The 12471-nt window shown below is 70.8% G+C and carries 12 protein-coding genes; all 12 read left to right on the top strand.

Translation table 11 applies throughout. The features are described from left to right. Positions 1 to 25 precede the first annotated feature (25 nt). The 12 genes from MNOD_RS23920 (at position 26) to MNOD_RS23860 (ending at position 12470) form a co-directional block, all read left to right on the top strand. The gene (locus MNOD_RS23920; protein WP_015931532.1) at positions 26 to 424 is read left to right on the top strand and encodes a hypothetical protein; all 399 of its coding nucleotides are present in this window, start codon (positions 26 to 28) and stop codon (positions 422 to 424) included. Between the two features lie 2 nt (positions 425 to 426). After that, positions 427 to 1794 (top strand): phage portal protein, encoded by a 1368-nt coding sequence (locus tag MNOD_RS23915; protein ID WP_015931531.1) that lies wholly within the window; start codon positions 427 to 429, stop codon positions 1792 to 1794. Next, positions 1787 to 4306 (top strand): collagen-like domain-containing protein, encoded by a 2520-nt coding sequence (locus tag MNOD_RS50065; protein WP_015931530.1) that lies wholly within the window; start codon positions 1787 to 1789, stop codon positions 4304 to 4306. The genes MNOD_RS23915 and MNOD_RS50065 overlap by 8 nt, the downstream gene beginning before the upstream one ends. 7 nt (positions 4307 to 4313) lie before the next feature. Continuing rightward, positions 4314 to 4952: a hypothetical protein gene (locus MNOD_RS41705; protein WP_015931529.1), complete on the top strand. Its 639-nt coding sequence runs from the start codon at positions 4314 to 4316 to the stop codon at positions 4950 to 4952. Further along, entirely contained in the window at positions 4949 to 5278 is a 330-nt protein-coding gene (locus MNOD_RS23895; RefSeq protein ID WP_015931528.1) for a hypothetical protein, read from the top strand. Before MNOD_RS41705 ends, MNOD_RS23895 begins: the two co-directional genes overlap by 4 nt. Continuing rightward, on the top strand, positions 5278 to 5955 hold the full coding sequence (locus MNOD_RS23890) for a hypothetical protein (protein ID WP_015931527.1): 678 nt from the start codon (positions 5278 to 5280) through the stop codon (positions 5953 to 5955). The genes MNOD_RS23895 and MNOD_RS23890 overlap by 1 nt, the downstream gene beginning before the upstream one ends. A gap of 1 nt (position 5956) precedes the next feature. Beyond that, positions 5957 to 6367, top strand: coding sequence for a DUF4128 domain-containing protein (locus tag MNOD_RS23885; RefSeq protein WP_015931526.1), 411 nt, complete (start codon positions 5957 to 5959; stop codon positions 6365 to 6367). Between the two features lie 28 nt (positions 6368 to 6395). Next, on the top strand, positions 6396 to 7322 hold the full coding sequence (locus MNOD_RS23880; RefSeq protein ID WP_015931525.1) for a phage tail tube protein: 927 nt from the start codon (positions 6396 to 6398) through the stop codon (positions 7320 to 7322). An 11-nt stretch (positions 7323 to 7333) separates the two neighbouring features. Beyond that, entirely contained in the window at positions 7334 to 7555 is a 222-nt protein-coding gene (locus MNOD_RS23875) for a hypothetical protein (protein ID WP_015931524.1), read from the top strand. Continuing rightward, positions 7552 to 7968: a hypothetical protein gene (locus MNOD_RS23870; protein WP_015931523.1), complete on the top strand. Its 417-nt coding sequence runs from the start codon at positions 7552 to 7554 to the stop codon at positions 7966 to 7968. Before MNOD_RS23875 ends, MNOD_RS23870 begins: the two co-directional genes overlap by 4 nt. Continuing rightward, entirely contained in the window at positions 7905 to 8330 is a 426-nt protein-coding gene (locus MNOD_RS47085; RefSeq protein WP_157091541.1) for a phage tail assembly chaperone, read from the top strand. Before MNOD_RS23870 ends, MNOD_RS47085 begins: the two co-directional genes overlap by 64 nt. Positions 8331 to 8408: 78 nt before the next feature. After that, a complete protein-coding gene (locus MNOD_RS23860; RefSeq protein ID WP_015931522.1) occupies positions 8409 to 12470 on the top strand; it encodes a phage tail length tape measure family protein in 4062 nt (1353 codons plus the stop codon). Position 12471 lies beyond the last annotated feature (1 nt).

The following is a 12471-nucleotide window of genomic DNA, read 5'->3' as shown; positions in this document are numbered from 1 at the left end:
CGGGCCGCCCAGGTCGGAGGCGGAGATGAAGGTTGATCTGATCGCCACGACGGCGATGCGCTACGGCGGCCGAGCCTTGAAGCCGGGCGAGTCCTTCCGGGCATCGCGCCGCGATGCGCGAACGCTCGCGGCCATCGGCAAGGCCAAGGAACCCGAACCGGCGACCGTTGAGAACCCGGCCATCGCTGAGCCTGAGCTCTCGGAGCCGGAGCGGCAGGAGGCCGAAGCGCCACGGCCGGCCGAGCCGAAGAACGCGGAGCAGGAGAGAGTCGAGCGGCTTGAAGCCTTGCGGAGCCAGTACCGGGCGGTGACGGGTGAGGATCCCGACCTGCGCTGGGGCATCTCGCGCCTGGAGACGGCAATCGCCTCGGCGGCATCCGCGAACCAGACCTACTCGCGTCGCGACCTGCGCCCCGAGGACTGAGCGTGCGCTTCTTCGGGCTGACGATCACCCGCGAGAAGGCGGCCCCGACTGCCTCTCCGGTCGACACCCGCGGCGGCTGGTGGGGCATTGTCCGGGAGGCCTTCACGGGCGCGTGGCAGAAGAGTGTCGAGGTGAGGCTCGACACGGTGCTGACCTATAGCGCCGTGTTCCGCTGCGTCTCCCTAATCTCGTCTGACATCGCCAAGATGCGCCTGCGGCTCGTGCAGCAGGATGCGGACGGGATCTGGACCGAGACCAGCAGCCCGTCCTTCTCGCCGGTCCTGCGCAAGCCGAACCGGTTCCAGAACCGGATCCAGTTCATCACGAGCTGGGTGGAGTCGAAGCTGGTCCATGGCAACACCTACGTGCTCAAGGAGCGCGACAGCCGTCGCGTGGTGGTCGCCCTCTCCGTGCTCGACCCTACCCGCGTGAAGCCGCTGGTCGCCCCCGACGGCGAGGTCTTCTACCAGCTCTCCCGCGACGATCTGGCCGGGGTCAGCGACCTGGATGCCGCCGTGCTGGTGCCGGCCAGCGAGATCATCCACGACCGCTGGAACACGCTCCATCACCCGCTGGTCGGCACCTCGCCCATTTATGCCTGTGGTCTCGCCGCGGTGCAGGGCATCCGGATCCAGACCAACAGCGCGCACTTCTTCGGCAACGGCTCGCAGCCGAGCGGGATCCTGGTGGCGCCCGGCCCGGTCTCGGAGGAGAACGCCAAGCGCCTGAAGGCGCATTGGGAGCAGAACTTCACGGGTCAGAACGTCGGCCGGGTGGCGGTGCTGGGTGATGGCCTGCGCTACGAGCCCATGGCCGTGAAGGCCAGCGATGCCCAGCTGATCGAGCAGCTGAAGTGGAGCGCCGAGACGGTCTGCTCGGTGTTCGGGGTGCCGGCCTACAAGATCGGGGTCGGCGCGCCGCCCGCCTACACCAACATCGAGGCCTTGGACGCGCAATACTATGCGCAGTGCCTGCAGATCCACATCGAGAGCATCGAGCTGTGCCTCGATGAGGGGCTTACTCTGCCGGCACCCTATGGGACCGAGTTCGAGCTCGACGCCCTCCTGCGCATGGATACCGCGACCCAGATCCGGACCTACGCCGAGGGCGTGAAGGGCGGCCTGATGAAGCCGGACGAGGGCCGGGCGAAGCTCGGGCTGCCGCCGGTGACCGGCGGCAATGCCGTCTACCTGCAGCAGCAGAACTACAGCCTCGCGGCGCTGGCCAAGCGCGACGCCCAGGCCGACCCGTTCAATCCCGCTCCGGCAGCATCCCCTCCGGAGCTTGCGCCGCCAGACGCGACAGAGGAGGTCAGCCGCTTCGCGACAGCGCTGCGGCTCAAGTTCGCCGAGGCGCCTGCGCATGCGTGATGCTGAGCTTCTGGCAGAGGCGGTCTTCAAGTCTGTCGAGGGCTATCTGGCCAAGACCCTTGCGCCCCTGCTCGCCCGGCTCGAGGCGCTGGAGAAGCGGCAGCCGGAGCGCGGTGAGCGAGGTGAACCCGGGATGCCGGGCCGCGGCATCGCGGAGGCCCTCATCACCGAGGACGGCATTCTCGTCCTGACGATGACGACCGGCGAGGAGCGCAGGGTCGGCCGCGTGCGAGGCCGGGACGGCAAGGACGGGGCCGACGGACGCCCGGGCCAGGATGGTCGCGACGGTGTCGACGGCGCGCCGGGCGAGCCGGGCCGCGATGGCAAGGATGGGACTGATGGTCGGGACGGCCGCGACTTCGATCCGGAGCTTCTCCGCACCGCGGTGGTCGAAGAGGTGACCCGGGCGGTGGAGGCCATCCCGAAGCCGCAGGATGGCGCGCCAGGGCGCGACGGTCGGGACGGCCAGGATGTCGACCCCGCCGCCATGACGGCCGCGGTCGAGGAGGCGGTCACGCGGGCCGTCAGCCAAATCCCGGTCCCGAAGGACGGAGCGCCCGGCCGGGACGGCGTCGGTGTCGCGGGCGCCCTCATCGACCGCAGCGGCCATCTCGTCCTTACCCTGTCGAACGGTGAGACCCGCGATCTCGGCAGCGTGGCCGGCCGGGACGGCCAAGATGGCGCTCCTGGCGCTCGTGGCGAGCGAGGAGAGCCGGGTCGAGACGGTAAGGACGGGGCCGATGGTCGGGATGGCCGCGACGGCCAGGACTTTGACCCGGACCTGCTGCGTTCCGCGGTTGCCGAGGCGGTCTCCAGAGTGGTCGCAGCCATCCCGCAGCCGAAGGACGGGGCGCCCGGGCGAGATGGGAGGGACGGCCAGGACTTCGATCCCGAGGTGCTCGCGGCCGCTGTCGAGCGAGCCGTCACGCAGGCAGTCGATCAGATCCCTGTTCCGAGGGACGGCGCGCCCAGCCGGGACGGCGCAGATGGGGTCGGTGTTGCAGACGCCCTGATCGACCGGAGCGGCAAGCTCATCCTGACGCTGTCGAATGGCGAGGTCCGGGATCTCGGCCTGGTGGTCGGCCGGGACGGAAAGGACGGTGCCGACGGCCGCGACGGCGCTCCTGGTGAGCGTGGCGAACAAGGAGAGCCAGGCCGCGATGGGAAGGATGGCACCGACGGTCGCGACGGTCAGGACGTCGATCCGGACCTGCTGCGCGCTGCTGTTGCGGAGGCGGTCGCCAGTGCCGTCGACGCTCTCCCGAAGCCGCAGGATGGCGCGCCGGGGCGCGACGGCCGCGACGGAAAGGACGTCGACCCGGAAGTTCTACGGACCGCCGTCGAGGAGGCGGTCACGACGGCCGTCAGCCAGATCCCGCTCCCGAAGGACGGGGCGCCCGGCCGGGACGGTCGAGACGGCGTGGACGGCAAGGACGGCGTTGGCCTCGCCGATGCTCTGATCGATCGCTCCGGCAATCTCGTCGTCACGCTGTCGAACGGCGAGACCAAGCAGCTCGGCGTCGTGGTCGGCCGGGACGGCAGCGACGGCAAGGATGGTGCGCCGGGCGAGCGGGGAGAGCCGGGCCCGCAGGGTGAGCGGGGTGAGCAGGGCCCGCCCGGTCCGCAGGGCGAGCGAGGCGAGAAAGGCGAGCCCGGTGAGCAGGGCCCCGCTGGCGAGCAAGGCCCGCCGGGTGAGCAGGGACCTGCCGGCGAGCCCGGCGCTCCGGGTGAGCAGGGTCCGCCCGGTGGGCGCGGCGAACAGGGACCGCCCGGCGAGCGTGGGGAGCGTGGAGAGCCCGGCGAGCCGGGGCCGCCGGGCGAGCGGGGCGAACCGGGTCCCGCCGGCGAGCCGGGCCCTCCCGGTGAGCGGGGCGAGCCCGGCGAGCAAGGCCCTCCTGGCGAGCGCGGTGAGCAGGGTCCGCGGGGCGAGCGCGGAGAACAGGGGCCGCCCGGTGAGCGGGGCGAGTGCGGCGAGCAGGGCCCGCCCGGGGAGAAGGGCGAGCAGGGTCCTCCCGGCGAGCAGGGCCCCCCTGGAGAGCGCGGTGAGAAGGGCGACCCGGGCCGCGACGGAGAGGACGGCGCTCCTGGGGCCGCCGGAGAACGCGGCGAACGGGGCGAGAAGGGCGACCCGGGTGAGCGCGGCGCCGACGGCTTCGGCTTCGAGCACATGGAGGAGGAGCTCGCCGAGGACGGCCGCACCCTTGTGCGGCGCTACCGCCGCGGCGAGGAGGTGAAGGAGTTCCGCCACCGCGTCCCGACGGTGATCGATCGCGGCGTCTACAAGGCGGGCCAGATCTACCAGCCGGGCGACGGCGTCACCTGGGCGGGCTCGTTCTGGATCGCCCAGGCCGAGACGAGTTCGAAGCCCGACAGCGGCGAGGGCTGGCGCCTCGCGGTCAAGCGCGGGCGCGATGGGCGTGATGGCAAGGACGGTGCCCCCGGGCCCCAGGGCAAGGAAGGGCCACCCGGTCGCGATCTGACCCAGCTCGGCCCTGACGGCAGCAAGTGGTGAGGCGCCGATGAGCGTGATCGTCCTCACCCCGCCGGCCTCGCGGCGGCTCACCACGGTCGAGAACGTGCGCCGCGACCTCGGGCTCGGATCGGCCCCGGCAGACGCGCAGATCGAGCGCCACATCGCAGCGGCATCCTCACGCGCAGCGTCCTACTGCAACCGCGTGTTCGGGCGGCATACCGTCCGCGAGAGGATTTCCCTTCCGGATGCCGGCCGCGGGGAGAGCGTCGTGCTGGGCCGCTCGCCGGTGGCCCGGATCGTGAGCGTCACGCAGGACGGCGCGCTCCTCGATCCGGGGCAGTACGAGACCGACGGCCTCTCGCTGTTCCTGCTGAGCGCCGGGCGGCGCAGCCCGTGGCCGGGGCGCGAGCTGGACGTGGTCTACGAGGCCGGGTGGGTGCTGCCGGGCGAAGATCCGGCCGCAGCGCCCGGCCGGGCCGAGCCGCTGCCCGCAGAGATCGAGCGGGCCGTGATCCTCCTGGTCGGGTCCGCCATCTCGACCAGCACGCGCGACCCGATGCTCAAGAGCGAGCAGGTCGAGGGCATCGGTCAGCGGGACTGGTACGTGCAGGGCGCGAGCGCGGCCTTGCCGCTGCCCGAGGCCGAAGAGGCCCTCAAGCCCTATCGGCGGGTGACCTTCGCATGAGCCCGGCCGACGCCCTCGCCATGCTCGACCGCCAGATCGCCGAGAACGGCCAGACCGTGACGCTCCAGCACGACGGAGTGTCCTACCCGCTGCGCGCCTTCGTGCGCGGGTACAGCCCGCGCGAGATCGGCAATGGCATCCAGCAGGGCGACTCCAAGGTGGTGCTCAGCCCGACCGAGCTGGCCGCCGCCGGCTTTCCGGCGGATGAGGCCCCGGAGCGGCTCGACACCCTGGTGATCAGTGGCCGGGTGCGGAATGTCGAATACGCCACTCCGGTCGAGCTCGGCGACGCCGTGGTCCGCTACGACCTGCTGGTGAGGGGCTGATGGCGCGCGACCGCATCACGCCGCTCCAGCGGGACCTGCAGCTTCTCATTGATGAGGGGCTGTCGCCCGAGGTGCAGGCTCAGCACCTGCGCGAGTTCGCCCACGAGGAGTTCCAGCGGGCGCAGTTCCAGAACGAGCGCGCACTCGGCTATGTGCCGGAGCACGACCTCTTCGTGGACGGCGGCCAGCGCGAAGATCTGAGCACGGTCCGGGCGTCGAGCCGCATCATCTACGAGTTCCACCTGCTCACGGACGTGATCGAGTGGGTGGACGGCATGCTGCAGCTGCACTCGCCGGTCTTGAGCGGGCGGTATCAGGCCAGCCACCAGTGGTTCGCCGACGACCAGCCCTTCGACATTACCCAGATCCCGCCGGCCAAGGCCTACGTCGTGCTGAACACTCAGCCGTACGCCAGGAGGATCGAGCGCGGCTGGTCCCGGCAGGCGCCCGACGGCGTGTACGAGGGCGTGGCGGCGCTCGCAAAGCGGCGCTTCGGCAATGTGGCCTACGTGGGCTTCACCTTCCGCTCGTTCCCGGCCGGCGCGATCGGCGCGTGGGCGCAGTCCGCGAGCGCCGCGCAGCTGGCACGCGAGGTCCGCGGCGGCAACCCGAAGCTCCACGAGGAGTGGCTGACCCGTCAGCCGGCCATCTACATCGATCCGGGCCGAGGCGGCTGACATGGCCCTGAGCACCGTCATGGCGGCCGTGAAGGCGCGCCTGGACGAGACCTGGACCCGCTGCCCCGTCGTGTACCCGAACACGAAGGGCAACACGCCAAAGGACGGCTCGCGCTACCTCGCGGTCTCCTACCCCCTGGCCAGCTCCCAGCCCATCACCGTCGGCTCACCGGGCAGCACCTTGTACCGCGAGACCGGCACCTTCCGCCTCGTCCTGCACGTCGAACGTGGCGTGGGGGTTGATGAAGGCGCGGCCTGGATGGACGAGCTGGCCGCGCACTTCCGGGGCCTGACCGTCGGCCATTTCCGCTGCTACGGCCCGACGTCCCCCGCCCACGACGACCGGAACGACCTCGGCAACTACTACGCGCTGTCGATCTCGGTGCCGTACCAGGCCGATTCCGTCGGCTGACCTTCCGCCCACCACTTTGGAGCGACACATGGCCATTGCAGCAGGCAGTGGGCGTCAGATCGCCTACGTCCTCGAGACCGCCTACGGAGAGGTGCCGGCCACGCCTACCTTCACGGTGCTGCGCTCGACCGGCGGCGGGCCGCGCACCGACAAGGCGACCGCGGTCTCGGACGAGATCCGCGCCGACCGCAACGTCTCGGACGAGCAGCAGCTCGGCCAGGACGTCACCGGCGGCTACAACTTCGAGCTCAGCTACGGCTCGCTGGACGACATCCTGGAGGCCGCGCTGTGCGGCACCTGGGCCGGGAATGTCCTGAAGAACGGGACGGTTCAGCGCTCGCTGACCTTCGAGGAGCGGCTCGACCTCGGCGGGGGCAGCTTCAGCTTCAGCCGCTTCAGCGGGTGCGTGGTCAACACCTTCGCTCTGGCGACCAACTCGCGCGCCCTGATCACCGGCTCCTTCGACCTGCTGGGCCGCAGCGAGGCGCTCGACAGCGCGATCATTGCGGGCGCGACCTACACGGCCGCGAACACCAAGCCGATCCAGTCGGCGAGTGGCAGCGTCGCGGGGCTGACTGTCGGCGGGGCGACCTCCAAGGTGCGCCAGCTGAGCCTCGCGGTCGCCAACAACGGCCGCAATCGCCCGCTGGTCGGCTCGCTGTACACCGACAGCATCGGCCTCGGCCGCGCCGACGTGACCGGCTCGCTGCAGGTCTACTTCGAGACCAACACGCTCTACCAGCGCGTCCTCAACCACGAGGGTGGCGCGATCTCCTTCACGGTCGGGACGGTCGCCAATGAGAAGTACACCGTCTCGATGCCGAATGCGGTGTTCCTGAACGGTGAACGCCAGCCGGGCGGCAACACGGATGACGTGATGGTGACCATTCCGTTCCGCGCCCGCTTCGACAGCGGCATCGGCGCCTCCATCCAGATCACCCGTGGTGTGGCGTGAGGAGGCGGCCGATGAAGACGGTGAAGATCCTGGAGACCTTTGAGGGTTGGCCCGGCAAGACGCCGGTGCGCTACGTCGCCGGGCAGGAGGTCGCGGTCTCCAACGAGTTTGCCGACCTGATCGTCGGCAAGGGGCACGCCCAGGAGGTGACCTCCGCCAGGGCGGCCCCGGAATCGGAGAAGCCGGCCGATGCAGCACCGCGTACCCCGGCAGCGAAGGACACCCCCGCGTGAAGCTCAAGGCCTTCAAGACCAATTCGGCGCTGCTCGAGCAGGGGCGCTGGGTCGATGACATCCCGGAGAGCGGCAACCTCCGCCTGCGGGTCCGCGGGCTCGGCAACGTCGATTACCGCACCCTCCTCGACCGGCTGGTCGACGCCATCCCGCGCGAGAAGCGCCTGCGCGGCATCGATCCGCGCGAGCGCGACCGGGTGACCGGCGAGGCGATGGCACAGACCATCCTCCTCGACTGGGACAACCTCTACGAGGATGACGCGGAGCAGGTGAAGATCCCGTACAGCCCCGAGCTGGCGAAGGAACTCCTCACCAACCCCGACTATGCCCGCTTCTATCGGGCCGTCCTGTGGGCCGCGAACCTCGTCGCCGACGAGAGCGAGGCCGATCTGAAGGACGCCGAGGGAAAGTAATCGCCGCCCTGGAGTGGCATCTCGAGTGGGGCGATCAGGTCCAGTTTCTCCTCGACCTCGCCGAGGAGAACGCGGCCGCGGGCCTGCCGCCGCCCGCAGCACTGCTCGCCCGGCCCGAGCTCCCCGAGCTGGCCCAGGTCGCCTGGGATGCGTTCTGGGACCTGACCGCGGAGAGACCGCTCGGCTTCGGCGCCGTCGGCGCGATCCCCTGGTCCACGATCGCCGCCTGGGCCGATCGGCACGGGATCCGCTGCGGGGACCAGTTCGCGCGCCTCAAGCGCCTGGTCATGGCCCTCGATCGGAGGTGGCTCGAACACCTCCGCGCGTCGGTTCCCAAGCCGCCTAACCCCGGCGCGGGGTGATGCTCGTCTTCTGCTCGCCGGTGGTGTTCACGCACACCGGCTCCGTCGCGTTCCCGGCGCCCTAGCCCAGGTTCCCCGATGGCCTCCATCGAGAGCATCCGCCAGCTGACCATCCAGGCCCGCACGCAGGGCTTCGCGGAGGCGCAGCGCAAGATCGAGAGCACCAGCGGCTCGATCGGCACCATGGCGGGCGCCATGGATCGCCTCGAGCGGTCCTTCGACCCGCTCTACCGGGCCCACGATCAGCTCAGCCGGATCTCGCGCACCCTCTCGCTTGCCGTCGCGAGCGGGACGACCACGCAGCAGCGCGCCAACCAGATCTGGGAGCTCGCGACCCAGAAGATCCTGAAGTACAGCGAGGCCCTCGATCGCGCCGCGCGCATGCAGCGCCAGTGGGCCGCCCTCAGCGAGCAAGGCAAGGGCCAGCTCGCCGCCATCAGCGCCGACAACCACGTGCGCGACGCCAGCCGCCGGATGGGCTCGCTCAGCTACGCGCAGGGCACGATCGCCAGCGACGCCGAGCGCGAGGCGGCCACGCGCGCCCTCGACAAGGAATACGACGCCACCCAGCGCCTGAAGCAGGAAATCGCGCGCCTGCAGGGGCTGCGGGACCGCGGCGCGATCTCCGAGGCGCTCTACGGCCGGGCGGTCCAGGATGCGACGGCCGCGTATGAGAAGCGGATCGCGACCCTGCGCGGGGTCGCCGCGGCCGAGCGGGCCGCCGCGGGCGCGGGATGGCGCGGGCTCGGAGCGGGCACCTATGCGAACGTCCAGGCGAGCCACCGGATGGGCTCACTGAGCTACTCCAATGGCTCGTTCATGAACGACGTGCAGCAACGCGCGCTGGCTGCCGAGCTCGACCCGCTGACCGCGGCCCAGCAGCGGCGCGACGAGCTCATCGCCAAGGCCAATGCGGCGCTCAAGTCCGGCGCCCTCACCGAGGAGCAGCACGCCCGCTCGCTCGCCCAGACGACCGCCATGTACATCGCGCAGGAGCGCGCGATCCAGACCTTCATCCGCAACACCGAGGCGGCCGGCCAGGGCGCGCGGCTGACCGCCTTCGATCTCCAGAACCTCGGCTATCAGGCCAACGACGTGTTCTCGTCACTGGCTTCCGGCATCTCGCCGATGCAGACCCTGGCCCAGCAGGGGCCGCAGATCTATCAGATCCTGGCCGGCTCTCAGGGCGGTCTCACGGGAGGCCTGCAGGCGGTCCGAGACGCCGCTCTCAGCATGGTGCGCGGGATCGGCCTCGTTGGCGGCGCGATCGGCGGCCTCACCGCAACCGCCCTCACGGGCCTGATCGCATGGCGCTCCTACGCGAGCACGCAGCGGGAGGTGCAGCAGGCCCTGGTCGGCCTCGGCCGCGGGGCCGGCACCAGCGTCGACCAGATCAACCGGATCGCCAGCGCCTCGGCGGAGGCCGGCGGCGTCTCGGTGCGCGAGGCCCGCTCCATGGCCGCCACCTTCGCCAGCACCGGTCGGATCGGCGCCTCCATGTACGCCGACCTGATCTCCCGCACGCGCGACTACGCCGCCACCACCGGCCAGGAATTGCCCGACGCCGCGAAGGAGCTGGCGCAGGCCTTCGCCGACCCGAGCCGGGGCGTCCAGATCCTGGACGAGCGGCTCGGCGGCCTGAACGACCGCACCGCCCAGACCATCCGGAACCTGCAGGAGCAGGGCGATCGGCTCGGCGCGCAGCGCGCCCTCTTCGAGGCCCTGAACCGGAACGTCGCCCGGTCCTCCGAGCTGATGTCGGGCTGGGGCCATATGATGGAGACCCTGGGCAACCGCGTCTCCACCCTCTGGGACCGCATCGGCCAGGCGATCGACCGGGTCGTGACCGGCGGCACCCTCGAGGAGCAGATCGCCACCCTCGAGCGGCAGCTGCAGCAGGTGGCCAACCAGCGCGGCCGCCCGTTCGGTCTGTCGCCCTCCGATGCGGACGCGCGCGAGCGCGCCCTGCGCGGGGATCTCGCCCGGCTGCGGGCCGAGCAGGCACAGCGCCAGGAGCAGAGCGGTCGGGTCCAGGTCGCCCGCAACAATCGCGAGATCATGGACCTGGTGCGCCAGCTCGACCCGGCGCAGGGCCAGCTGCAGACCCTCAGCAATCAGGCGGAAAAGCTCCGCAAGGCGATCGCCGACCCGATCCGGTTCGGCCTGGACGGCGCTCAGCTGGCGCAGGTCAGCGCGCAGTTCGAACGCCTCCAGAACCTGACCCGCTCGATGCGGGAGGACATGGAGCGCTTCGGCTCCCTCGACATCTCCGCGTCCGTGCGTGCGGCCCAGAACGCGAACGCCAATGTCGGGCTCGACCCGGTCAGCCGGGCGATCACCGAGCGGAACCAGGGCCTGCAGGAGGAGCTGCGGAAGCGGGGTCTCGACCAGCTGCCGACCCGGGACGAGGTGAACCGGCAGTTCACCGCGCGCGCCGCGAACGACAACCTGGACGCCCGCGACCTCGCCACGCTGCAGCGGGAGCGGGACACCCGCCTCAACCTGATCGCCCAGCGTGAGGGGCTGATCGAGGCCGCTCGGGCCGACACGGACCGGATCCGGAAGGAAGCCGAGGAAGCCGCCAAGCGGACCGTGGTCAGCCAGGACTTCATCGCGGCGATGGTCAACGCGGAGAGCCGCGGCGATCGTTTCGCCAAGAACCCGCGCTCGACCGCGACGGGCCTCGGCCAGTTCATCGAGGAGACCTGGGAGCGGCTGTTCCGGAAGGCCTTCCCCGACCGCGCGGCCAACATGAGCCGCGACGAGATCCTCGGCCGGCGCACCGACCGTGAGGACAGCATCACGCTGATCCGCGTCCTCGCCGAGGAGAACCGCCGGGCGCTGGAGAAGGCCAACCTGCCGACCACCAACCGGAACCAGTACGTCGCGTGGTTCGCCGGCGCCGACCGTGCCACCCGGCTGTTGAACGCCGATCCGAACGAGGCGGCGTCCGCCTACTTCTCCCAGAAGGCGATCAACGCCAACCCGGGCATCATCGCTGGCCGGACGGTCGGGCAGTTCCTCGACTGGGCCGACCGGGTCATCAACCGGAACACGCAGGGCAACGTCGCGACGCGGCGGCAGGCGGACATCCTCGGGGCCCAGGTGAGGACGACGGACGAGACCACCTATGAGGCGGCCCGGCGCGAGAAGGCGCAGGAGCTCCTCAACGAGGCGGTCGAGAAGGGCACCCGGCTCGGACTGGAGTACCAGAACGCCCAGAAGCTCATCAACGACGGCCTGGGCAAGGTCTCGGAGGGCGCCCGTGGGGAGGCGCAGGCCCTGCTGGAGAGCGCCGACGCCTGGGCCAAGCGCAACGCCCAGGTCCAGAACAGCGCCCTGATGCGCGAGGTGAGGTTCGAGACCGAGCAGCTCGGACGCACCGACAGCGAGCAGCGGATCGCCTCCCGCCTGCGCGGCACCGGCCTCGGCATGGACAGTCCGGAGGCCGAGGGGATGCGGATGGTCGACACCCTGAAGGAAGCGAAGGACATCGCCAAGGACGCCTTCTCCGGCCTCGCCTCGGATCTCCGCCGCGGTGTCTCCGCGGCCGAGGCGCTCAAGAACGTCTTCGACCGCATCATCGACAAGCTGATGAACAAGGGCATCGATGCCCTGATCAGCGGCTTGTTCGACGGCATCGGCGGCGGCTCCAGCGGCTCCAGCGGCTCGGGCGGCTTCGGCACCATGATCGCCGCAGCCAGCAAGATCTTCAGCGGCGGCTTCGCCGACGGCGGCTACACCGGCGCTGGCGGTCGTTTCGAGCCGGCCGGCATCGTCCACCGCGGCGAGTATGTATTCGACGCGGCGACGACGTCGCGGATTGGAGTGTCGGCCCTGGACACCCTCCGAGCGAACCTCCGGGGCTATGCCGCTGGCGGCTATGTGGCGCCGGCCGGCGCCGCGGTTTCGGCGGCCATGCAGCAAGCCGCAAACGCCAACGCGGCCCAGCAGGGACCGGTCTTCAACGCCACCATCAACACGCAGTCGACGGGCGACCCGGAGGCCGACCAGCGCAACGCCGACGCGAACGCCAAGGCGATGCGGGCCGAATATGAGCGGATGTGGATGGCAATGGCGCAGCGCGAGATGCGGCCGGGCGGGACGCTGCACGCCGCTGGGGCGAGAAGGGCAAGTTGAG

It is taken from the genome of Methylobacterium nodulans ORS 2060, assembly GCF_000022085.1.
GTDB lineage: Bacteria > Pseudomonadota > Alphaproteobacteria > Rhizobiales > Beijerinckiaceae > Methylobacterium > Methylobacterium nodulans.
The sequence above is the reverse complement of the archived record's forward strand: the minus strand, read 5'-3'. Positions and strand labels throughout refer to the sequence as shown.